The sequence below is a fragment of the Peteryoungia desertarenae genome, assembly GCF_005860795.2.
Classification (GTDB): Bacteria; Pseudomonadota; Alphaproteobacteria; order Rhizobiales; family Rhizobiaceae; genus Allorhizobium; species Allorhizobium desertarenae.
Genome location: NZ_CP058350.1, coordinates 1,974,432 through 1,994,501, shown reverse-complemented (window position 1 = coordinate 1,994,501; position 20,070 = coordinate 1,974,432). Strand labels below are relative to the sequence as shown.

At 60.6% G+C, this 20,070-nt stretch carries 24 protein-coding genes; 10 read left to right on the top strand and 14 right to left on the bottom strand.

Annotated elements, in window-relative coordinates; all coding sequences use genetic code 11:
• Window positions 1-51 precede the first annotated feature (51 nt).
• The 3 genes from FE840_RS09560 to FE840_RS09550 are packed head-to-tail and all read right to left on the bottom strand — an operon-like array spanning window position 52 to window position 2,090.
• Window positions 52-828, bottom strand: a complete 777-nt coding sequence (locus FE840_RS09560) for a VOC family protein (protein ID WP_138288312.1) — start codon at window positions 826-828, stop codon at window positions 52-54.
• 29 nt (window positions 829-857) lie between these two features.
• Window positions 858-1,346, bottom strand: a complete 489-nt coding sequence (locus FE840_RS09555) for a DUF1579 domain-containing protein (protein WP_138288313.1) — start codon at window positions 1,344-1,346, stop codon at window positions 858-860.
• A 12-nt stretch (window positions 1,347-1,358) separates the two neighbouring features.
• Window positions 1,359-2,090 (bottom strand): DUF899 domain-containing protein, encoded by a 732-nt coding sequence (locus FE840_RS09550; RefSeq protein ID WP_138288314.1) that lies wholly within the window; start codon window positions 2,088-2,090, stop codon window positions 1,359-1,361.
• Between the two features lie 50 nt (window positions 2,091-2,140).
• On the opposite strand from FE840_RS09550, the gene FE840_RS09545 reads away from it, so the two are divergent.
• Window positions 2,141-2,587 carry a MarR family winged helix-turn-helix transcriptional regulator gene (locus FE840_RS09545; RefSeq protein WP_138288315.1) on the top strand — a complete coding sequence of 149 codons (447 nt, stop codon included), beginning with the start codon at window positions 2,141-2,143 and terminating at the stop codon, window positions 2,585-2,587.
• A 6-nt stretch (window positions 2,588-2,593) separates the two neighbouring features.
• Here FE840_RS09545 and FE840_RS09540 read toward each other — a convergent pair whose 3' ends face one another.
• A complete protein-coding gene (locus tag FE840_RS09540; RefSeq protein WP_138288316.1) occupies window positions 2,594-2,797 on the bottom strand; it encodes a hypothetical protein in 204 nt (67 codons plus the stop codon).
• Window positions 2,798-2,989: 192 nt separating this feature from the next.
• On the opposite strand from FE840_RS09540, the gene FE840_RS09535 reads away from it, so the two are divergent.
• Both FE840_RS09535 and FE840_RS09530 read left to right on the top strand, forming a co-directional pair.
• Entirely contained in the window at window positions 2,990-3,379 is a 390-nt protein-coding gene (locus tag FE840_RS09535) for a PAS domain-containing protein (RefSeq protein ID WP_138288317.1), read from the top strand.
• A 153-nt stretch (window positions 3,380-3,532) separates the two neighbouring features.
• Window positions 3,533-3,970 carry a DUF411 domain-containing protein gene (locus FE840_RS09530; RefSeq protein WP_138288318.1) on the top strand — a complete coding sequence of 146 codons (438 nt, stop codon included), beginning with the start codon at window positions 3,533-3,535 and terminating at the stop codon, window positions 3,968-3,970.
• A gap of 114 nt (window positions 3,971-4,084) precedes the next feature.
• Here FE840_RS09530 and FE840_RS09525 read toward each other — a convergent pair whose 3' ends face one another.
• Complete coding sequence (locus FE840_RS09525) at window positions 4,085-4,507, bottom strand: organic hydroperoxide resistance protein (RefSeq protein ID WP_138288319.1); 423 nt, start codon at window positions 4,505-4,507, stop codon at window positions 4,085-4,087.
• A gap of 142 nt (window positions 4,508-4,649) precedes the next feature.
• Between FE840_RS09525 and FE840_RS09520 the strand changes: the two genes are divergently transcribed.
• Window positions 4,650-5,105 carry a MarR family winged helix-turn-helix transcriptional regulator gene (locus FE840_RS09520; protein WP_246318741.1) on the top strand — a complete coding sequence of 152 codons (456 nt, stop codon included), beginning with the start codon at window positions 4,650-4,652 and terminating at the stop codon, window positions 5,103-5,105.
• A gap of 29 nt (window positions 5,106-5,134) precedes the next feature.
• Here the strand turns inward: FE840_RS09520 and FE840_RS09515 are convergent, their stop codons facing one another.
• Together FE840_RS09515 and FE840_RS09510 are read right to left on the bottom strand one after the other, a co-directional pair.
• Window positions 5,135-5,701 carry a class I SAM-dependent methyltransferase gene (locus FE840_RS09515; RefSeq protein WP_138288321.1) on the bottom strand — a complete coding sequence of 189 codons (567 nt, stop codon included), beginning with the start codon at window positions 5,699-5,701 and terminating at the stop codon, window positions 5,135-5,137.
• Window positions 5,702-5,771: 70 nt separating this feature from the next.
• Window positions 5,772-6,389 (bottom strand): Crp/Fnr family transcriptional regulator, encoded by a 618-nt coding sequence (locus tag FE840_RS09510; RefSeq protein ID WP_138288322.1) that lies wholly within the window; start codon window positions 6,387-6,389, stop codon window positions 5,772-5,774.
• 55 nt (window positions 6,390-6,444) lie between these two features.
• Between FE840_RS09510 and FE840_RS09505 the strand changes: the two genes are divergently transcribed.
• Complete coding sequence (locus tag FE840_RS09505; protein WP_171033749.1) at window positions 6,445-7,152, top strand: SDR family NAD(P)-dependent oxidoreductase; 708 nt, start codon at window positions 6,445-6,447, stop codon at window positions 7,150-7,152.
• A gap of 51 nt (window positions 7,153-7,203) precedes the next feature.
• On the opposite strand, the gene FE840_RS09500 is transcribed toward FE840_RS09505, so the two are convergent.
• Both FE840_RS09500 and FE840_RS09495 read right to left on the bottom strand, forming a co-directional pair.
• Complete coding sequence (locus tag FE840_RS09500; protein WP_138288324.1) at window positions 7,204-7,920, bottom strand: L,D-transpeptidase; 717 nt, start codon at window positions 7,918-7,920, stop codon at window positions 7,204-7,206.
• Between the two features lie 255 nt (window positions 7,921-8,175).
• Window positions 8,176-8,922: a L,D-transpeptidase gene (locus FE840_RS09495; protein ID WP_246318902.1), complete on the bottom strand. Its 747-nt coding sequence runs from the start codon at window positions 8,920-8,922 to the stop codon at window positions 8,176-8,178.
• Window positions 8,923-9,204: 282 nt separating this feature from the next.
• On the opposite strand from FE840_RS09495, the gene FE840_RS09490 reads away from it, so the two are divergent.
• Window positions 9,205-11,427, top strand: a complete 2,223-nt coding sequence (locus FE840_RS09490; RefSeq protein ID WP_138288326.1) for a HAMP domain-containing methyl-accepting chemotaxis protein — start codon at window positions 9,205-9,207, stop codon at window positions 11,425-11,427.
• Window positions 11,428-11,495: 68 nt separating this feature from the next.
• Here FE840_RS09490 and FE840_RS09485 read toward each other — a convergent pair whose 3' ends face one another.
• Complete coding sequence (locus FE840_RS09485) at window positions 11,496-13,097, bottom strand: MDR family MFS transporter (protein WP_138288327.1); 1,602 nt, start codon at window positions 13,095-13,097, stop codon at window positions 11,496-11,498.
• A gap of 257 nt (window positions 13,098-13,354) precedes the next feature.
• Here FE840_RS09485 and FE840_RS09480 point away from each other — a divergent pair, with 257 nt between their 5' ends.
• Complete coding sequence (locus FE840_RS09480; RefSeq protein ID WP_138288328.1) at window positions 13,355-13,888, top strand: MarR family winged helix-turn-helix transcriptional regulator; 534 nt, start codon at window positions 13,355-13,357, stop codon at window positions 13,886-13,888.
• A 181-nt stretch (window positions 13,889-14,069) separates the two neighbouring features.
• Here the strand turns inward: FE840_RS09480 and FE840_RS09475 are convergent, their stop codons facing one another.
• Window positions 14,070-14,273, bottom strand: a complete 204-nt coding sequence (locus FE840_RS09475) for a hypothetical protein (RefSeq protein ID WP_138288329.1) — start codon at window positions 14,271-14,273, stop codon at window positions 14,070-14,072.
• 238 nt (window positions 14,274-14,511) lie between these two features.
• Between FE840_RS09475 and FE840_RS09470 the strand changes: the two genes are divergently transcribed.
• Together FE840_RS09470 and FE840_RS09465 are read left to right on the top strand one after the other, a co-directional pair.
• Window positions 14,512-15,876, top strand: coding sequence for a TIGR03808 family TAT-translocated repetitive protein (locus FE840_RS09470; RefSeq protein ID WP_138288330.1), 1,365 nt, complete (start codon window positions 14,512-14,514; stop codon window positions 15,874-15,876).
• Between the two features lie 141 nt (window positions 15,877-16,017).
• The gene (locus FE840_RS09465; protein ID WP_138288331.1) at window positions 16,018-17,838 is read left to right on the top strand and encodes a bifunctional diguanylate cyclase/phosphodiesterase; all 1,821 of its coding nucleotides are present in this window, start codon (window positions 16,018-16,020) and stop codon (window positions 17,836-17,838) included.
• A gap of 42 nt (window positions 17,839-17,880) precedes the next feature.
• Here the strand turns inward: FE840_RS09465 and FE840_RS09460 are convergent, their stop codons facing one another.
• A complete protein-coding gene (locus FE840_RS09460; protein WP_138288406.1) occupies window positions 17,881-18,444 on the bottom strand; it encodes a DUF2087 domain-containing protein in 564 nt (187 codons plus the stop codon).
• Window positions 18,445-18,755: 311 nt separating this feature from the next.
• Here FE840_RS09460 and FE840_RS09455 point away from each other — a divergent pair, with 311 nt between their 5' ends.
• Window positions 18,756-19,412, top strand: coding sequence for a glutathione S-transferase family protein (locus tag FE840_RS09455; protein WP_138288332.1), 657 nt, complete (start codon window positions 18,756-18,758; stop codon window positions 19,410-19,412).
• A gap of 1 nt (window position 19,413) precedes the next feature.
• On the opposite strand, the gene FE840_RS09450 is transcribed toward FE840_RS09455, so the two are convergent.
• Together FE840_RS09450 and FE840_RS09445 are read right to left on the bottom strand one after the other, a co-directional pair.
• Window positions 19,414-19,827, bottom strand: a complete 414-nt coding sequence (locus FE840_RS09450; protein ID WP_138288333.1) for a DUF2442 domain-containing protein — start codon at window positions 19,825-19,827, stop codon at window positions 19,414-19,416.
• Window positions 19,820-20,020, bottom strand: coding sequence for a DUF4160 domain-containing protein (locus tag FE840_RS09445; protein ID WP_246318740.1), 201 nt, complete (start codon window positions 20,018-20,020; stop codon window positions 19,820-19,822). The genes FE840_RS09450 and FE840_RS09445 overlap by 8 nt, the downstream gene beginning before the upstream one ends.
• Window positions 20,021-20,070: the final 50 nt, after the last annotated feature.

The window sequence follows — 20,070 nt, the reverse complement described above, 5'->3', positions numbered from 1 at the left end:
AGAGCGACCGCAACGGCGCCTTCGGTCGAATGACCCTGCTCTCTGAACGCCCTAGCGTGTGGCTGAAGTCAGATTGAAGAAGGCACCCTGCGGATCCTGGCAGGCGACAATCCATGAGTCACCCGGAACCGGCTGCGGTTCCATCAGCACCTTGCCGCCGAGTTCGGTGACCTTCGCTGCAGCAGCATCGATTGCCGGAACGATGAAATAGAAGCCCCAATAGGGCATGGGCATGTCCGGCATCTTGGTCATCATGCCGCCAATGCCACGATCACCCAGCTTGAAGGTCTGGTAGATGCCCATGGCGTCCATGTCGACGGCCATGTCCTTTTGCCAGCCGAAGCGGGCAGCGTAGAAATCCCAGACTTTTCCCCAATCTCCGGCCATCAGTTCGTTCCAGCCGACGGTGCCAACCGCGCCAGGGCTTGGCCAGCTGCCGGTTTCACCCTCGGGCATCTGCGGGGTCATGATGCAGACGACTGCGCCTTGGGGATCGGCGACCACAGCGAAACGACCGATGCCGGGAATGTCTTCCGGCGCACGGTGGATCGCGCCGCCGTTCGCCTCGTATTCCGCAGCCGTCTTGTCGACGTCATCGACGGCGATATAGCCGGTCCAGTTGGGCGGGATGCCCTGCCCGGTCATTTCGGGCGTGAGCTGCATCATGCCGGCGACGCCGGAGGGGAAGCCCGGAATAGCGAAAGTGGTGTAGGTGAAGCCTTCCATGTCCATGTCGGTCGGCTCCCAGCCAAGCAGCGGACCATAAAAGGCCTTGGCCGCCGCCGGATCCGGCGTCATCAATTCGTGCCAGATGAATGTCCCATGCATGTGCAGTCCCTCTCTTGTGATGCCCGGCTTCAGCCGATGCGTTTTGCTTCGCTGGTCATGAAGGTCTTGAAACTGCCGTCCGGCTGGCGGACGCTGCCGGAAAACGTACGGCGATCATCATCGATGAAGTGGATGACATCACGATAAAAGTCGGTGCGGGATGGATCGTCCATGCCGGGGCCTTCAGCCTCCAGCACCAGCGTCTGACCGTCATTTTCAAGAAAGCCTTTGTAGACCCAGAACTTGTCCATCATGGAGCCGATCCAGCTGCCGACATAACAGCCCTCGCGCGGATCGTAGCCCAGCGTCATGATCATGGTGCCGCGCATACCCTCGCCCAGACCACCCTCCATCTCCGCGACAACCCAAAGCCCACCGATCGAGCGAACCTTTTCGATCCAGCGCTTTTGCGGGTCATCGGGATCATAGCCTTCCATGCCGGAGGACGTGAGATAGAGCCAGTCGCCGACGAGGCGATCGAGGACACGATGGTGTTCGGTGGGTTTTGGAAACTCCATGACATGCCCTCCTCAGTGGCAGCAGCCGGCCTTTTCAGCCGGTTTGGCGACATACTCGTCCTTGCGCTTGACGAAACTCAGCGTACCCGTCTCGTTGCGGCCAAGCGGCGCGTGGTCGAGGATCATCAGGGCACCGAGGGTTTCCTCGCCGCCGCGGGCATATTGCGAATACGTGTGGAAGATTTCGCCCTTGTCGTTGCGATAGAAGGCGGACATGCCGGGCAGTTCGTCGAAAGCCTTTTCGCTCGGGGTCTGGCGGAAATTGTAGTTCACCGCGCCGGAAGCGAGTTCCTCCTTGCTGAAGGAGACGTGGAAATCGTAGTTGAAATCGCTGCCAAAGGACGAGACCCAGGGGAAATGCCAGTTCATGCGGCGCTTATAGGCTTCGATCTTTTGAAGCGGTGCGCGGGAGACGGTAACGAAGGTGACGTCGTGATTGTTGAGATGCGGCAGCATGCCGTCGATGTGGTCAGCGAAGAAGGAGCACCCCTCGCAACCGGCATCCCAATCGGGATGAAACATGAAATGGTTGATCATCAGCTGGCTGCGGCCATCGAAGAGATCGCCGAGCAAGACCTCGCCCTGCGGCGCCTGGAAGCGGTAATCCTTCTCGACCTTCACCCAGGGCAGCGCCAGACGCTCGGCATTGACGCGATCACGCTGGCGGGTGAGTTCCTTTTCCTTGGCGAGCAGGGCCTTGCGGGCTTCGAGCCATTCCTCTCGGGAGACAACAGAATATTGCACTTCTTCGATCCTCCTCTTGACTTTTAAGTTGATATCAACATATTTATGCTATGTCAAACCAGCAATTGATTCCCTATTCCACCACCCTTCATGTAAAAGACACCTGCCTGTGCCTGCATGCCCAGCGGGCAGCACGGGCACTGGCGCGGCGCTTCGACACCGCCCTGAAACCGACCGGGCTCACCAACCAGCAATTCTCCCTGATGATGGCGCTGAACCGGCCGGAACCGCCACCGATGGGGCCGGTGGCCAAACTTCTTGCCATGGATCGCACGACGCTGACGGCGGCGCTGAAACCCTTGTCCGCGCGTGGCTGGGTTGCGATCGAACCGGACCCGAAGGACAAGCGGGGCAAGCGGCTCAAACTCACGCCGGAGGGCATGGCAGTGCTGGCCAGCGCCCTGCCGATCTGGCGCGAGGTGCATGCCGACATCGAGGCCGGCATGACGAGCGATCCGCAAGCGCTTAGGGAGAGTCTGCTGGAGGTCAGCCGGTAAACCGGCTCACCCCGCGAGCCCAAGCGGCATCATGGCCAAGGGGCCGAGCAGCATGACTGTCGCAAGGATCAGGGCAATGGTGTCGCGCGTTTCAAAGAGCGGGCCACGAAAGGCAGAGGCCGGATAGGGTGTTCGAAACCCCGTCCGCTGCGAGGCCTCTGCCAGCGGATCATGGGACAGGTCATTTTCGATGATGTGTCGGGTGGCCATGGTTGTCTCCTTCGATGTCTCACGACATTCCAACCACATTCAGCAGCTCCGGTTCCGAGCCTGCACCCTCCCCGCTCCGTAAAGCGTCCTGCGCCCTAGACTGCCTCGCGGGCGATCTCAACAGCCGTTTGAAGTTTGAAAATATTGAAATGACTTCTCTAATTTTCTTCCAGTCGATTCTGGAGCCCTTGGATGTTTTCGCTGAATCTCAGGAAAATGCGTCAGATCGAGCAGAACATGGCTGCCCCGGGTGGCTCCCAGGCGGTCATCATCTTCAAGCCGGATGGGACAATTCTCGATGCCAACGAGAACTTTTGCGCAGCCATGGGCTATCGCAAGGACGAGGTCATCGGTTCAGGAAGGCGTGTCGCTGGTGGAGCAGACATCGACGGCACTGCAAAGCATTCTGACCCGTATGCAGGCAATCGACACGAATGTCGGTGCCATCTCTCAATCATCGCTCGAACAGGCAGGCGGCATCAGCCAGATCAACAGTGCCATCGGCGCGCTGGATCGTGGCACGCAACGCAATGCCTCGGTGGTCGAGGAGGCAAATGCGGCATCCCAAGCACTGGCGGATGAAGCGGAAGGGCTGAAGGCGCTCTTGGGCAAGTTCAAGGTTCAGGGTTCACGCAGGTCAGAGCCCCTGGCGCAGGTCGCCTGAACACGATCCCATGGGCGGCGTTTGGCCGCCCGCCCCTGCTGGTGTATGCTGCATGCAACAGGAGGATTGCCATGAAACTCAGACAGACCCTATTTGCGACCGCGATTGCCTGCCTGGCTTCCACGGCGGCCTTAGCGCAGACTGTCAGCGTCTTCAAAGATGCCGGTTGCGGTTGCTGCGGCGCCTGGGTTGAGCACATGCGCCAGAATGGCTTCACCGTGGAGGCCTCAAACATTTCACCGGAGCAGATGAATGCGCTGAAAGCGAAGGCAGGCATTACGGCGGCAACGGCATCGTGTCACACGGCCTTTGTCGAGGGCTATGTCATCGAAGGCCATGTGCCGGCGGGTGATGTTGCCCGTCTCATCGAGGAAAAGCCGGAGGCGGTGGGACTTTCCGTGCCAGGCATGCCGATCGGCTCACCGGGCATGGAATTTGGTACGCCCGAGGCCTACCAGGTCCTCTTGATGGACCGATCCGGCACAACAACGGTCTTTGCCGAGCATTGAGCCTGGGGCTTCAAGCCCCTCCTCTCTTCATCCGGTTTGAAGCTCCCCACGAAAAAGGCCGGCGTGACGCCGGCCCTCTCGCGGTGGATCTGACAAAAAGCTACGCGCCAAAACTTACCGGACGCTGACCGGCACTTCGACCGAGCTGCGCATGGCGTGGCTGTAGGGGCAGACGATATGGGCAGCGGCGACGAGCTTTTCGGCCAGTTCGCGATCCATTCCGGGGATTTCGGCGGAAATCTTCACATCGATTTCGAAGCCGGTTCCGTCTTCACGCGGACCGATGCCGACATCGGTATAGATCTTCGTGTCTTCCGGGATCTTCACCTTCTCCTTGCCGGCAACAAACTTCAATGCGCCAAGAAAGCAGGCCGAATAACCGGCGGCAAAGAGCTGCTCGGGATTGGTGCCGGTCGCACCATCGCCACCAAGCTCCTTCGGCGTGGTCAGCGTGACGTCGAGAACACCATTGTCGGAGACGGCATGGCCGGTACGACCGCCGGTGGCATGGGCATGGGCTGTGTAGAGAACGGGCATGGATCTTCTCCTTGTTTGGGTCGGGTTCGCCAATTATATATAGCACAATTAAATTGCGTGCAATTGTTTTTTGCACATTGCATGTCAAAAAGCTTTTCGCCACAGTGGAACGATGATGGCCGACGGAGGTTCCCGACAGACCATGAAGAACAGACACCTTGATGACGCGCTGATGCTCGACAAGCAGCTCTGCTTTGCGCTCTACAGCGCCAGCCATGCCTTCAACCGTGCCTACAAGCCGCTTCTGGCACCGCTGGGCCTGACCTATCCGCAATATGTGGTGATGATGGCGCTGTGGGAGGAGGACGATGTGCAGGTCAAGGCGCTTGGCACACGCGTCGGGCTCGATTCCGGCACGCTGTCACCCCTGCTGAAACGGCTGGAACAGATGCATTATGTCTCGCGGCGCCGCGATGCGGCCGATGAAAGGCAGGTCTTCATCACGCTCACCGCCGACGGTCAGGCGCTGAAGGATCGGGCCAGGGAGGTTTTCAGCCAGATCGGCAACCGGACAGGCTGCGATCTGGCTGAAATCGAGGCCTTGCGCGAGAGCCTCAAGCGGCTGACCCGCCAGCTGGATAAGGCAGGCAGCGAGTAAGGCCAGACGTCACTGCATGTCGATCGATCTCAGCTGAGGCGGGCCATGCGGTAGACGCTGGCCGGCGGCAGATTGAAGGGGACAAAGCGGGTGTGATGCGCAACAAGGCCAAGCCGGTCGAGAACCGTTCGCGGCACCGGGCAGCGTGGCCCGTAGGTAAACTGCCAGAATGACGCGCCAGGCCGCAGCCGACCGAAGGCTGCTCTCAAGATCCGCATGACCTGGGGAGCCGGCATCGACAGCAGGGGCAGTCCGCTGACAGCAGCGTCCGCAAGCGCATCATCAATCGGCAGGCTGGCGGCATCCCCAAGGACGATGCGGGCACGCGGGAAGCGCTCGACGAGCAAAGCGGCAAATGCGGGATTTCGCTCGACAAGCAGGAGATCGGCTTCGTCGACGCCGCGTTTCAGCAGCGCCTGCGTGAAACTCCCGGTGCCGGGCCCGAGTTCAAGGATCCGCTGCCCCGGCTCGATCCCGGCTGTCATGGCGCGCGCAAGCCAGCGACTGGAAGGGGCAATCGCCGCTGTCTGAAAGGGCCTGGAAAACCAGTGCCTGAGAAACAGCAGGTGATCTGAGGGCTGAAAAGAGCGATCCATCGGGCAGTGCCTCCATCTTTGTTGATGGAAACCTTCTCCCGCTCTTGCGACAGTCCCGCATTAACCCGGGTTAAGCGCGCAGCTTTGCCTGCTCCTCACGCACCCGGCGCGCAATGCGCGACAGGCCGACAGGTGTGATTCCGAGATAGGCGGCGAGGTCCTTTTGCGGCGTCCGCCGGAGGAGATGCGCCTCTTCACGCAATAGCAGCCGGTAACGCTCTTCTGCCGTCATCGTCAGAAACTGTCGCTCCCGACGTTCCTTTCGCTCCGCGAGATGAATGAGGGCATTGCGCAGCATGCGCGACCACGAAAGATCGCGATCCGCAAGTTCATCGAGCAGCGAAAATGGCAGCCTTTCCAGACGACATGGTTCGATCGCTATGACCGAGAAGCTTGCCCGACCGGCCACCAAGGCGGAAAGGCTGCCGAAGAACTGACCATCGGCGACCAGGGACTTGATCCACTCTTCCCCCTCGGCATTCAGATAGGTGAATTTCAGCAGGCCCTCCCGGATGACATAGACATAGGGATGCGGATCATCCTGGTGAAAAACCACTTCCCCTGCTGCAACATCAATATGTTCGACCCTGGCGATCACCTGATCGCGCTCCGGCAGCGCACGGCCCGCGACCTGTTCGAAAAGCAAAAGGCTTGCGCAGTCCTCCGGCTTAACCCGGGTTAATGCCATGGGATCACTCCTGTTCGATCATGGGTGCCAGTATCGACGTCAGCGGGAAGATAGCATGGGAACCTTTATCGTCACGGGGGCAAGTGCGGGAATCGGTCGGGAAGTGGCACTCACACTGGCGCGCAGGCAGCACCGTGTCCTGGCGCTGGCCCGATCATCGGAGCGACTTCTGGAAATTGCCGCGCTGGATCGGCACATCGTACCGCTCACGACCGACCTCTCGGATGCGAGCGCCATTGCGGCGCTTGCGGACAGGCTGAAAGACGAAGCCATCGACGGGCTTTTCAACAATGCGGCCATTCAATGGAATGTGGCCTTTGCTGCCGATGGTTACGGGCCGGATGAGATCACGGCCGAGATTGCCACCAACCTTGCTGCGCCCATCCTGCTGACCCATCTGGTGGCGCGGATGGCGAAACGACCTCTGATCGTGGTCAACATCAATTCGGGGCTCGGGCTCTTCCCGAAATCCACCTCGGCTGTCTATTCGGCGACGAAGGCCGGTCTCAGAATGTTTGGCAGGGCGATCGCAGCCCAGGGCGGCGGCAATATCAGGGTGGTGGATGTGATCCTGCCACTGGTCGACACCGCAATGACCGCCGGACGGGGTACCGGAAAACTGGCGCCGAAGACGGCGGCGGCGGCAATCGTTGCTGCACTCGATAGCCAGCAGCGGGAGGTCTATGTCGGCAAGGCAAAGGCACTGCGCATCCTCGCCCGCATCGCTCCATCGATCGCGGGGCGGATCATGCGGCGGATGTAAAAACGGCGACCCTTGGGCCGCCGCTGATGACTGTCGAAAAGCCCTGCCGCCTCACTGACGAACGAGGATCTTCGCCTTGGAGGGCACGCGCTCGTAGAGGTCGATCACGTCCTGGTTCATCAGGCGCACACAGCCTGACGAGACGGCCTTGCCGATGGAATTCCATTCGGGAGAACCGTGCAGGCGGTAGAGCGTATCCTGGCCGTTCTGGAAGATGTAGAGCGCACGGGCGCCGAGCGGATTGTCGATGCCGCCGGGCTTGCCGCCGTTTCGAACCGAGTATTTCTCCAGTTCCGGCTGACGGGCGATCATCTCATCCGGCGGGGTCCATTTGGGCCATTTCTGACGCCACTGGATGACGCCCTGGCCACCCCATTCGAAACCGTCACGACCGATGCCGACGCCGTAGCGCATGGCGGTGCCGCCGGATTCGACCAGATAGAGGAAGCGCTTCGGCGTATCGACCACCACGGTGCCGGGTGCCTCTCCGGTCGGATCGACCACGCGCTGGCGATAAAAGCGCGGCGGAATGCGCCAATAGGGAACGGCAGGAATAACAAAGCCGCCATCATACATTTCGCCATACATGGCATCCAGCTCGGCAGTGCGGCCAGAGGGAGGCGGTGTGATTTCACGGACAGGGCCATCGGGCCGCGTGCCAGACGGAAGCGGCCTTGCGGTCGTCGTACAGCCGGCCAAGAGGCTGGCTGCGCCGATCCCGGTCAGGGATAACAGGGTGCGGCGGCTTATAGGCTTGGAAGAACTCATCGGTTTATGCGTTTCCTGTAACACTCATCGCGCTGGGCCAATGTAATCCGGCGGACTTAACCAAAGACTTATGCGCGACCTTTGACAGTGGCAGAGCCGAAGGCGCCGTCATGCGCTCCGGTTTGACCACAGGGGACAAGACGTGTGGGAGGCTCGGCTTGTTCCGAGGCGGATGCAAACAGGAAGGCCTGAGAGAAGGCAACCACACGGGGTGCTCAACTTTGCGAGAGGGCTCAAAAGGGCATCGGGAAGATGCTAAAGTACAACAATCGGAGTCCGGTTTGGCACGCGGTCAAAGAGGTCGATGATGTCCTGGTTGAACAGCCTGACGCAGCCGGACGAGGTTGACTTGCCGACAGACTGCCAGTCCGGCGTGCCGTGAACACGATAAAGTGTGTCCTTGCCGTCCTGGTAGATATAGAGCGCGCGGGCGCCGAGCGGATTGTTGACGCCGGCGACCAGACCGCCGCGCGCAGCCGACACAGAACGCAGTTCCGGCTGGCGGGCGATCATGTCGTCCGTCGGGGTCCAGTGCGGCCATTTCGCCTTGCGTTCGATAACGCCCCTGCCCGACCAGGCAAAACCCTCCCGGCCAATCCCGACGCCATAGCGCAGCGCCTTGCCGCCCGGCTGGACGAGGTAGAGATAGCGGTTGTCGGTATCGACCACGATGGTGCCGGGGGCCTCGGTGGTCTGATAGCTCACTTCCTGACGCAACAGATTGGGTGGAACGCGATCCAGCGGGATGGGCGAGATCGTGCGGTCATCATCCCTCATCAGACCATACATGGTGCGATAGAGCGGCTCGCGCACCGGCAGGCCATAGGTCTGATGGAACTGTGTCTGGTAAAGATCGCGCTTTTGCGGAACCGGCTGGACCGGTGCAGGCTGAACGCGGGCGGGGTCATAATAGACCGGCGCCACCTCATCCTGGAAGACCTCGATATTGGTGCGGCTCGTATCGGTCACGAGAATGCAGCCGGACAAAAGGGAGAGTGCCATACCCGCAACCGCGAGACGACACACCTGGCCATAGGCGCGAAGGGAAACTGAAAGCGGGGATTGCAGAACCATCTTGCACCGAGTCACTCATCAACTTGTGCCGAGCCTTGCAAATGCGGCTTTCGCGAGGCTTTCGCCGGCGGACTGCGTCGACCCTACCCTAAAAATTAGGGATAGAAGATTAATAGTTCCTTGAATAGCGAAAATACTATGGGATTAACCATTTCCTAAGCGACAATACATAGAATTTGTACATCACACGTCCTATTCAAAGGTATAGACATGCTGAAGAACATGCGCATCAGTACCAAGATCTATTCCGGCTTTGGTGGGGTCCTCCTGATTCTCGGGGTGATTGCCGGCTCAAGCGTCATGGCCAATCTCAACAATCAGTCGAGCTTTGAAGGTTACCGGGTGAGCGCGGAGACCATCAATGCCACCGGCGCAATCGAAGCCAATATGCTGGATGCGCGCCTGTCCTTCCGCCAGTTCCTGGCCAATCCCTCCGACGGCGAGCGGCAGGAGGTGCTTGCCCGCCTGACAGATGCCGAAGCAAGCGTGCAATCGCTCCTTTCGGTCAGCGACGATGCCGCCACGAAACAGAAGATTGCTGCCTTTTCCGCGATGATCGAGGACTATCGCGCCAGTTTCGAACAGGTCGTCGCGCTGGAGAACCGGCGCAAGGACCTGGTGACCCAGGAACTGAACGGCCGCGGCCCAAAGATCAAGGAGGGATTGAGATCCGTCAGGACCAAGCTTCAGGAGGCGGGTGAAACCGTGATGGCTGAACAGGTGGAGGACCTCGCTTCGGTCGTCACCGACCTTCGGCTGGCTCTCAACCTGTTTCTCATCGACAATAATCCGGCAAGCCTCGCGCGTCTCAACGAGCTCGGCAGCGCGGCAGGCGCGGCCATGGCGAGCGCCGAAGCTGACCTGACCGATCAGGCTTTGAAGGCCCAGATGGCGACCATCTCGGCCGATCTCTCGGCTTATCTTGCCGCTGCCGGCGCCGTCGACAACGTCATTCTCGAGCGCAATGGCATCATCGCCGACAAGCTGAGCGTGATTGGCGAACAGGTCTCCGACACCATTGATGAGGTGAATCGTACCCTTGAATCCCAGCAGGACACGGTGGCCACCCAGATCGGGGCCGCACTTGCGACAGGCACGCTGGTGAGCCTGATTCTCGGCATTGCCGGCTTTGTCGGCGCAGCTTTGGCCGCCATTGCCATTGCCCGTGGCATTACCGGACCGATTTCCGCAATGACCGGTGCCATGCGCAATCTGGCTGAAAACCGGCTGGAGACCGAGATCCCCGGACTGGAGCTGACCAATGAAATCGGCTCCATGGCCAAAGCGGTCGATGTCTTCAAGCAGAATGCCATCAAGATCCGCGATCTGGCCGCCCAGGAACAGGCGCTGCAGGCCAAGAATGCCGACCTGCAATCCAATATTGCCACCGTGGTTGACGCAGCCGTCGCCGGCGATTTTTCACGGCGCATCACCAAGCGTTACGACAATCCGGCGCTGGATGGTTTTGCCGCCAATGTCAACGCCCTGGTGCAGTCCGTCGACACCGGCATTGCCGAAACCCAAAGGGTGGTGCGTGCACTCTCCGAGGGCGACCTGACCCAGAGCATGACCGGCAGCTATCAGGGCGCATTTGCCGACCTGCAGGACAATGTCAATGCGACCATGACGACGCTGCGCCATCTGATGGAGGAGGTGCGCCAGTCCGCCGATGTCATCAACAGTGGCGCCGACGAAATCCGCAGCGCCTCCAACGACCTGTCTCGGCGCACGGAAACTCAGGCAGCGTCCCTGGAGGAAACCTCGTCAGCGCTTGAGGAAATCACCGTCGCCGTCAGGACATCGACGGAACGGGCGCAGGAATCCAGCAAGATGGTCACCGAAGCGCGGCAGTTTGCCGAGCGGTCGTCGGTCGTCGTGGAAGACGCAACGTCAGCGATGAGCCGGATCGAGCAGGCGTCCAACGAGATCAGCCAGATCATCAATGTGATCGACGAGATTGCCTTCCAGACCAATCTTCTGGCGCTCAATGCAGGCGTCGAGGCGGCGCGTGCCGGTGAAGCCGGCAAGGGCTTTGCCGTCGTCGCCCAGGAGGTGCGCGAACTCGCCCAGCGTTCGGCAACGGCTGCCAAGGACATCAAGGCGCTGATCAACAAGTCGGGCGAAGAAGTCATGACCGGCGTGTCGCTTGTCTCCTCGACCGGAGAGGCACTGCGCGAGATCCAGCAGAAGGTTATCGGCATTGCGACCCAGGTCACCTCGATTGCAACCGCCGCCCAGGAACAGTCGACCGGGCTTGCTGAAGTCAACACCGCCGTCAACCAGATGGACCAGATGACCCAGCAGAATGCGGCCATGGTCGAAGAGGCAGCCGCGAGCACCTCCAAGCTTGCCGACGAGACGGTGCATCTGCGCGGCCTTATCTCGCGCTTCAAGCTGACGCGCGATGGCACTCAGGTACGTCGGGCCGCCTGATTGGCGAAGTCACAAAGAATACGGAAAAGCCCGGCTGCTCATTGCAGCCGGGCTTTTGCTTTTCGCCATCATGCGGCTGCCGCCTGGCCTGCCTTTTCCGCGAGTTCCTGCTTTTCCGTCTTCGGCAGGCGGATATTGGGGAGGAGAAGCGCGCAGACCAGCGCTGCGGCGATCAGAAGCGCTGCGGTGAGAAACAGCGGAACGAAGGCGTCGGAATAGATGTTGGCGACAGCCTTTTGCAGATCCTGCGGAAGGCTTGCCAGCATGGCTGGCGTCAGTTCCTGGAATTCGGCCCCGTCCGGAAGAGACACAGCGCGACCGGCAAGACCGGCACTGATGATCGCTCCATAGATCGAGATGGCAATCGACGCGCCGCCCATGCGCATCAGTGTGACGGCGCTTGTTGCAGCACCCACATCGGCACGGGCCGTTGCATTCTGCACGCCGAGTGTCGGCACCTGCTGGCCAATGCCGACGCCGAGGCCCTGGATCAGCATGACGATGCCGATGATCATCAGCGGGGTTCCGGCATGCAGCTGACTGAACAGCGCCATGGTGACGAGGCCGGTTGCCGCCGAGACGACGGCAAAGGGCTTGTAGCGACCGGTCCAGGCAATCAGCCGACCGCCGAGAATGCCGCCGATGGCGATGCCGCCGGTGGTGGCGATGAAGAGCAGGCCGGCCATGGCAGGCGACAGGCCGGTCGTCATCTGCAGGAACAGGGCGATGTAGTTCACCGAGCCGATGCCGATCGCCCCGGAGGCCATCGAGATGACCAGAAGCAAGATCACGGTGCGGCTGCGGAAAATCGACAGCGGCAGGATCGGCTCGGGCACACGCCGCTCGACCTTGACCCAGGCAAAGGCGAGCACGGCACCGGCAAGCAGAACAGCGAGGCTTTGTGGTGCAAGAATAGAGCCGAAGATCTGGCCGCTATCGGCCCAGAAGACCACGCTGGTGATCGTGCCTGCCAGAAGCAGCGCACCGAGAAAGTCGATCTTCGGACGGCGATCCGGCTTGCGATAGGGCAAGAGCATATAGAGGCCGATCAGCACGAAGATGCCGAAGGGCAGATTGATGAGAAAGATCGAGCGCCATCCGAAAAGCTCGCTCATCGTGCCGCCAAGCACCGGGCCGGCTGCACTGGATGCCATTAGCACCAGGCCGAGATAACTCTGGTAACGGGCGCGGTCGCGCGGCTGGAAGATGTCGGCGGTGATCGACAGGATTGAGACCATGATCCCTCCCCCGCCGAGCGCCTGCAGCACGCGGGCGGCAATCAGCGTGTCCATGGACACGGCCAGTCCGCAGACGAGCGACCCCAGCGTGAAGATGGTGATCGCCACCATGATGACGGGCTTGCGACCGAAGAGATCGCCCAGCTTCCCATAGAGCGGCATGACGGCGCTGGTGGCGAGGAGATAGGCCGAGCCAACCCAGCCGAAGCGCTCCGGCTGGCCGAATTCGCCGACGATTGTGGGAAGTGCGGTGGAGACGATCTGGTTATCGAGCGTCGCCATGAACATGGCCGTCATCAGGAGAAGGAAGACGGTCACCTGCCGGCGCGGATCTGTGACCAGCGGCACGATCGGGGTGACGGGCGGCAGAGGTTCCAGATCGGGGTCGGGCGATTTCGCATCCTGATACGGGGCCGAGCTGCGGGCATCCATGGTCACAGTCCTTCTTTGCCCGAAAAAATGTGCCTGGAGCAAATATATGTCAATAGCACATAATTGCCTTTGGCATGTTTTTTGGATAGGCTCGCGGCATAGAGCATTTTCGGTGATCTCGGTATCACCTTATATGCTCTATGCTTTTGTTCTTTAATGCATTGTCCGACGCCGAAGCGATCACGCTTCGGCTGGAAATGCTCCAGATGTGCGTGACAGAACTTCAGCGCGATGGGTACCGGCAAGGGATGCAGGTGATGAGCTCAGATGGCGAAACGGCACGGGATCGACTGCCAAAGGATCACCCCGATCTGATCGCAATCGGCCAGACGATGACGCGCATGCGGCTTTTGATCGGTCGTCGCTTCATCGGTCGGATGGCGATCAAGCGGGTCAACCCGGGGATCGACCTTTCCGATATCGACGCAATCGGCGTGCTGAAGCGGATGGCACAGCACAAGGAGGTGACGATTGGCGTGATCGCCGAGCATATGCGGATCGACCCCTCACGCGGCAGCCGGATTGTGGCGGATCTCGTGCGGCAGGGCTATCTGGAACGCGGTGTGTCGCAGGAAGACGGACGCCGCAGTATCGTCAAGCTGACAAGGCTCGGGGAGCAACTGATGTCCGAACTCGAAGAGGTCAAGCGGGAAACCGTGGCCGACGTGACGCGCGGCTGGTCGACGGAAGAGGTCGCGACTTTCGCGCGGCTCTACGATCGCTTCACATCCGGCCTGGAGCAATTGACGGCACAGCTTGATGCCACGGAAGGATCAAGCGACCAAGGTTGAGCGGTCGGCACGCAGAAAAGAGGGCCGGCACCTCCTCCCCCGAGGATATGCCGGCCCGACAGAGCATACGATGCCAGCCATCAAAGGCGACACTCCTCCGCCAGGAGACGTCACGCATCGCATGCCCCGACCCAGTACTCAGGAAATCACAGCCGCGCCCATCGGCAGCGGTACTACACTCTCACACGTGCCGTGGCCCGTTCATTTCGCCGTAGATCTTGCGCGCGAGGAACCAAGCCGCAGGGAAAGACAAAAGACAGCCCACGAGAAAGGCACCGGCGATCTGCCAGCCGCCCATCATGTTCAGACTGAGAACGAGGATGACCGCAGCGCCGCCCAGCGCGCTGGCAATCAGAATGTAAAGGACGGCAGCCAATCGAAGCATGAGAACCCCCTGCGCATTATCGATGACTGTAAATTAGCCTGTCATGAATGCATCGCCTTGATCTGGCGCAAACTTTTGACGGAATAAGCTAGCGTCGCAAGCGGCTGCCGGATTGGCGCGGACCAGGCTGTGGCGACTTGCCTGCGTCTTCCGTTTCGGCCAACTATGTTGACCGAAACACATCACCGCCCCTGATCTCATGGGACCTTCGATTCATGAGGTTGATTGAGGAAGCGACATGCCAACACGGCGAACTCTGCTGACGACAATTGCCGGCACGAGCCTTGGCTTGGCCCTGCCCCGTATCCCGTCGGCCCAGACACTTGCCGATGGTCCGCTGCGCGGCGGCCTTGATGCGGGGGATGCCGGGATCCTGCCCGATCGGTCGGACGATCAGAGCGACGCTCTCCAGCAGCTGATCACAAGGGCCGCCTCGATCCGGCAGCCGGTCTTTCTGCCGCCCGGACGATACGAAGTCTCGAGCCTCGATCTGCCGGATGGCAGCCGTCTTTCGGGCGTTCCGGGTGCGACACGACTGGTCCATCGCGGCACGGACCCCTTGCTTTCAGCGCGGGACTGCCGACATGTGGCCCTGTCGGGCCTGACGCTTGAAGGCGGCGGTCAGGGTCTGGCGGAAGATGCCGGCGGGCTTCTCTCCTTTCGCAATGTCGAGACGCTCGTCCTGGATGAATGCGAGATCCTGGGCAGCGCCAAGAACGGAATTCACCTCGAGCGCTGCGGCGGGCGCATCGACACCTGCAGGATCAGCGGTGCTTCCAGGGCTGGGGTGCTGAGCCTTGAAGGCAAGGCCCTGACCATCCGCGACAACCATGTCAGCGACTGCGGCAATGGCGGCATCCTCATCCATCGCTGGACGAGTGGCGATGACGGGGCCATGGTCACAGGCAATCGCATCGAGCGGATTGCCGCTCTGGACGGCGGCACCGGCCAGCATGGCAATGGCATCAACATCTATCTCGCCGACAATGTTCTCGTCGCCGACAACCATATCCGCGACTGCGCATTTTCGGCGCTGCGGGCCAATTCTGCGTCGAACATCGTCATGCGCGGCAATACCTGCCTGAATTCCGGCGAGACGGCGATCTATGCGGAGTTTGCCTTCCAGGGCGCGATCATTTCGGACAATCTCGTGGATGGGGCGGCAAACGGCATTCTGGTGGTCAATCTGGACGTGGGCGGGAGGCTGGCAACCGTTTCCGGCAACCTGCTGCGCAATCTGACGCTGACCGCGCCCTACGAACATACGGGCGCCGGCTTCGGCTTTGGCATCGCCGCCGAGGCGGATACGGTGATTACCGGCAATGTGATCGAGACTGCGGCGACCTATGGGCTGATGCTCGGCTGGGGACCCTACCTCCAAGACGTGGTGGCCAGTGGCAACATCATTCGCAAAGTGCCTGTTGGCATTGCGGTCTCGGTGGTCGAAGGCTCTGGCAAGACCCTGATTGCCGGCAATCTGATATCCGAGGCCCCTCAGGGCGCCATCGTCGGCTACCGCTGGCGGGAAAAGGTCACGGATGATCTGATCGGAGGGTCCAAGGCCTATCCGCATCTGACACTGGCCGATAATCGCAGCCGGTAGCAGGCTCGGGCCGGCACTTGCGCTCGATTTTCACCCATTGTTAGCCCTAAATGGCAAAGCGAGGCCTCCGCATCAATTCGTAATCACTAATTAAATAGTCATATGGCTATCTGACCCATCACATTTGGCGGGTTTCAGGCGATGCTGACAAAACTGCAGAACACCATTCTGGAGATGATTGCGACCGGGCAGCCGGTGGTCGATACGATCGAGGAACTGTGCCGAAGGCTGGAGGCCGTCGTGCCCGATCTGGTCTGCTCCATCCTCAGGGTCGAGGCTGACGGGCGTTTGCGCCATCTGGCCGGTCCATCGCTGCCACAGCACTATATCAACGCGATCGACGGGACGATGAGCGGCCCCGGTGTCGGCTCCTGCGGGACTGCCGCCCATAGCGGCAAACAAGTGATCGTCACGGACATCGAAACCCATCCGTTCTGGCAGGATTACAAGCATCTGGCGCTTGCGATAGGGCTGAAGGCCTGCTGGTCGACACCCATCATGGGCTCCGGTCGCGTGCTTGGAACCTTTGCATTCTATTATCGGGTGCCGCGCGGCCCCTCCGCGTTCGAAAAGCGGGCTGTGTCAACCTGCGTGCAGCTTTGCGCCATCGCCCTGGAACGGGACATCCGGATCGACGAACGGCGCAGGCTGGCCGAAATCGACCAGCTGACCCAGCTGCCCAATCGATCCCAATTCGAGCGGGCTTTGAAGGCACAGGCCGACAGTGGTCGTCACTGGGGCCTGATCCTCGGTGATCTGGACAACCTCAAACTCGTGAATGATACATTTGGTCATCATGTCGGCGATGAAATGATCAGAGCGGTTGCCGCTCGCCTGGCCGGCGTTGCCGAACCGGGCATGGCCTTTCGCCTGGGCGGAGACGAATTCGCCGTCATCGTTTCGAGTTGCGAAACGACACCGCTCGACACTGTTGCGGCGCGACTTCTTGAAGCCATCCCGCATGAAGCCGAATGTGGCAGCAACAGCATCTATCCCTCGATGACCCTTGGTGGGGCAGACAGCCGGTCCGCGAAAACAGTAACGCAGATCCGCCAGAATGCCGATTACGCGCTCTATCACGCCAAGGACCATGCACGCGGACGCTACATTCCCTTTGTGCATGGGCTTGGCACGGCCATCGTCAATCGCTTCCGCTCCATTCGGGAGGTGACCGATGCGCTTCGCGAGGATCGGATGGAAGCCCACTATCAGCCGATCTTCGAGCTTGGCACCTATCGTATTCGCGGCTGGGAGGCGCTCTGCCGGATGCGCAACCGCAGCGGGGAAATCGTCCCGGCCGGACAGTTTCAGGAAGCGATGAAAGACGCCCATGTGGCGCTCGGCATTACTGACTACATGATCAAGACCGCAGCACGCGACATGCGTCACTGGATCGATCTCGGCCTCAATCCGGGGCGCATCAGTGTGAATTTCGCTACCGCCGATTTCCGGCGCGGGAGCCTGACCGATCGCATCTGCCAGACTTTCGCAGCGCATGGAATCCAGCCGTCCCAGATCGTGGTGGAAGTGACCGAGGATGTCTATCTCGATGCACGCGACCAGGTGGTCTACGACCAGCTGAAGGCCATGAGGGCAAAGGGTATCGCCATCGCGCTCGATGATTTCGGTACCGGCTATGCCTCGCTCACCCATCTCCTGGACGTCCCTGTCGATTTCCTGAAGATCGACAAGGCCTTCATCCGGCGGATCATGGATAATCGCGACGGTACCGTGATCACGAAGTGCCTGCTCGACATCGCCGAAGGGCTGGGCATCGATGTCGTTGCCGAGGGCATTGAAACGGCCGAACAGGCCGCCTGCCTGGCCAAGCTGGGTTGCGGGGCCGGCCAGGGATGGTTCTTTTCCAAGGCGATCGATCGAGACAGCGCCACGCAGCTCCTGCGGGCGCAAAGCGCAATCACCAGTCCTGTCGAGGCCCAACGGCAAAGAAGCACGGGATGACGGAGAGGCACGCCTTTCGCGTGCCAATCCGGCAGGATCTCGTCAGAAGCGTGTAGAGACAGCCTGCGCCCGACGGACGAGGCGGATCAGCGCCATGGCTTCCGGCGGTGGCTTTTTCTCCACCCGGCGATAGAGACGGCAATCGCGGGTGCGCGACAGAAGCCCCATATTGACGAGTTCGCGGCGCAAAAGGACATGGTCATCGAAGCCGTTATGACGCGCCAGCACCGTGTTGACCGTCTTTTCGGCCATGTCTTCCCCTGCCGGCAGATAGGACCACATGACCCATAACGCCAATTGCTGCTGATTGTATTTGCCCGGCCAGCGAACAAGCACATCACCTCCCGCAAAGCATCGGGCGGTCAGCTCGACACGGCGGTAATCCACCTCGATCAAGGGTGCGGGCGGCGCTTTATTGGCAAGCCTGTCCTGCGCGGCCCGGCTCGCCTTCAGATGCTGGTAGTTGCGAAAGCCGATGGCCTTTGCCAGCATGTTGAGGATTTCAACATGGCCGGGCTTTTCGGACCTCGCATCGATTTCCCGCTTCAGAACGCGGGCAAGCGCCGACAGGTCGGGCGCTTCGAAAGCTAGAACTTCACGTGACATCGTCATCGTCCTCAGATCGGTGCCCTGGATGATCCCATGCGCATTCGCATGGCCGGTGGTCACCGACTTCCGACGGGGACGAGAAAGGCGCTGACGTCGAGATGTTCTGTTAAAGCTGCAGGTTTAGCTCTCCTCATCGGAGCGGTGACGCCTGGGTGAACTGCGGACCCTGACGGTTGGATAATCCGTATCGGCAGGTGATGTCAACAGACCGGATGCATCACGGAAATTCATCGCGACTTCACCCGCGCCGCACTTCTCCAAACCATGGACAGGGGTTAGCTTCTCCTTCAAACCCAAGGGAGACCGGCATGCTGAAAATCTATGGCGTCTACAGATCACGCGCGACCCGCATTCTCTGGCTGGCGGAGGAGCTGGGGCTTTCCTTCGAACTGGTCGCGGTCATCCAGGCCTATCGGCTGGCCGATCCCATGGCTGACGGCGCACCGATGAACACGCGTTCGCCGGAATTCCTGGCCGTCAATCCGATGGGCAGCATTCCGACCATCGATGATGACGGGCTGATCCTGAACGAGTCGCTGGCGCAGACGCTCTATATCGCCAAAAAGCAGGGCGGGCCGCTCGCCCCCGCCGATCTTTCAGAAGAGGCAAAGATGCTGCAATGGTCGCTGTTTGCCGCCACGTCGATCGAGACCGAAGCGCTGAAGATTTCCATGGCGGTCAATGAAGGGCGCCTCGACAGTGAGGCGGGTCAGGCGGAGGCCAAGGCAGTGGCGCACATCCTGTCGCGCCCCTTCGGCGTGCTCGAACAGCATTTCGCCACGCATGACTATGCCGTGGGCGACCGCTTCACCGTCGCCGATATCAATCTCGGCGAGATCGTCCGATACGCCCAGGCCTATCAGCCGCTGTTCGACGCCCATCCGAAGACGGCAGCCTGGCTCTCGCGCATCCAGTCGCGCCCGGCCTTCAAGGCGATGTGGGAGACGCGGGTGAAGGAGGGGTGAGTTAACCCTGCTCCGTCACCTTTTTCGGGCGACCGCCCTTGGACCCGTTGGCGCGGCTTGCCGCGATCTTGGCGGGTGAGCGCGACTGGCCGCCACGGCTTTGCGCCTCGTGAAAGGCGCGTGAGCCGAAGACACCGCTCATCAGGCCGGTGATCGTGAAATCGACATCCAGGCTTTCCCAATGCAGGCCGGTCTCGCCGAGAAGCTCGACTTCAGCGAGCTGATCGGTCGTGGCATCGGCCAGACCCTCAAGGGCGCGGGCTGGAACCATGAAGGCTGCGCCATTGGTGAAGTCGACGATGACACGCTCCGTCTTGCGATCAAACCGGGCTGCCATGGGGACAGGACGTTGCGCACGTTCTTGTAGCCATCGGTCCCTTGCGGCCTGAAGTTCCTGATCATCTATGTTAGCCATGATAGCGCCGCCAAATATCTATCAGCATTTCCTGCTGGGCTTCAATCTCATCAACTGCGCGTCTTACGTCCCGATCAGACATGCCGCCCTGGGTGATTACTGTCAGTCGCAAAATATCGATCCGCGCCTCTCCGTCACCATAAACATGCACGTGTGGCGGCTCGTGATCGGCTGTGTAGATCACAAAGCGCATGCCATGCTTGCGAAACACAGTGACCATACAGTACTTTAACCCATCAAGTT

Excerpts from the sequence above, each read along its gene's own strand:
- FE840_RS09560 (WP_138288312.1), bottom strand. The coding sequence starts at position 828 with ATGCATGGGACATTCATCTGGCACGAATTGATGACGCCGGATCCGGCG.
- FE840_RS09555 (WP_138288313.1), bottom strand. The coding sequence starts at position 1,346 with ATGGAGTTTCCAAAACCCACCGAACACCATCGTGTCCTCGATCGCCTC.
- FE840_RS09545 (WP_138288315.1), top strand. The coding sequence starts at position 2,141 with ATGTCAAACCAGCAATTGATTCCCTATTCCACCACCCTTCATGTAAAA.
- FE840_RS09540 (WP_138288316.1), bottom strand. The coding sequence starts at position 2,797 with ATGGCCACCCGACACATCATCGAAAATGACCTGTCCCATGATCCGCTG.
- FE840_RS09535 (WP_138288317.1), top strand. The coding sequence starts at position 2,990 with ATGTTTTCGCTGAATCTCAGGAAAATGCGTCAGATCGAGCAGAACATG.
- FE840_RS09530 (WP_138288318.1), top strand. The coding sequence starts at position 3,533 with ATGAAACTCAGACAGACCCTATTTGCGACCGCGATTGCCTGCCTGGCT.
- FE840_RS09525 (WP_138288319.1), bottom strand. The coding sequence starts at position 4,507 with ATGCCCGTTCTCTACACAGCCCATGCCCATGCCACCGGCGGTCGTACC.
- FE840_RS09520 (WP_246318741.1), top strand. The coding sequence starts at position 4,650 with ATGAAGAACAGACACCTTGATGACGCGCTGATGCTCGACAAGCAGCTC.
- FE840_RS09515 (WP_138288321.1), bottom strand. The coding sequence starts at position 5,701 with ATGGATCGCTCTTTTCAGCCCTCAGATCACCTGCTGTTTCTCAGGCAC.
- FE840_RS09510 (WP_138288322.1), bottom strand. The coding sequence starts at position 6,389 with ATGGCATTAACCCGGGTTAAGCCGGAGGACTGCGCAAGCCTTTTGCTT.
- FE840_RS09505 (WP_171033749.1), top strand. The coding sequence starts at position 6,445 with ATGGGAACCTTTATCGTCACGGGGGCAAGTGCGGGAATCGGTCGGGAA.
- FE840_RS09500 (WP_138288324.1), bottom strand. The coding sequence starts at position 7,920 with ATGAGTTCTTCCAAGCCTATAAGCCGCCGCACCCTGTTATCCCTGACC.
- FE840_RS09495 (WP_246318902.1), bottom strand. The coding sequence starts at position 8,922 with ATGGCACTCTCCCTTTTGTCCGGCTGCATTCTCGTGACCGATACGAGC.
- FE840_RS09490 (WP_138288326.1), top strand. The coding sequence starts at position 9,205 with ATGCTGAAGAACATGCGCATCAGTACCAAGATCTATTCCGGCTTTGGT.
- FE840_RS09485 (WP_138288327.1), bottom strand. The coding sequence starts at position 13,097 with ATGGATGCCCGCAGCTCGGCCCCGTATCAGGATGCGAAATCGCCCGAC.
- FE840_RS09480 (WP_138288328.1), top strand. The coding sequence starts at position 13,355 with ATGAGCTCAGATGGCGAAACGGCACGGGATCGACTGCCAAAGGATCAC.
- FE840_RS09475 (WP_138288329.1), bottom strand. The coding sequence starts at position 14,273 with ATGCTTCGATTGGCTGCCGTCCTTTACATTCTGATTGCCAGCGCGCTG.
- FE840_RS09470 (WP_138288330.1), top strand. The coding sequence starts at position 14,512 with ATGCCAACACGGCGAACTCTGCTGACGACAATTGCCGGCACGAGCCTT.
- FE840_RS09465 (WP_138288331.1), top strand. The coding sequence starts at position 16,018 with ATGCTGACAAAACTGCAGAACACCATTCTGGAGATGATTGCGACCGGG.
- FE840_RS09460 (WP_138288406.1), bottom strand. The coding sequence starts at position 18,444 with ATGTCACGTGAAGTTCTAGCTTTCGAAGCGCCCGACCTGTCGGCGCTT.
- FE840_RS09455 (WP_138288332.1), top strand. The coding sequence starts at position 18,756 with ATGCTGAAAATCTATGGCGTCTACAGATCACGCGCGACCCGCATTCTC.
- FE840_RS09450 (WP_138288333.1), bottom strand. The coding sequence starts at position 19,827 with ATGGCTAACATAGATGATCAGGAACTTCAGGCCGCAAGGGACCGATGG.
- FE840_RS09445 (WP_246318740.1), bottom strand. The coding sequence starts at position 20,020 with ATGCGCTTTGTGATCTACACAGCCGATCACGAGCCGCCACACGTGCAT.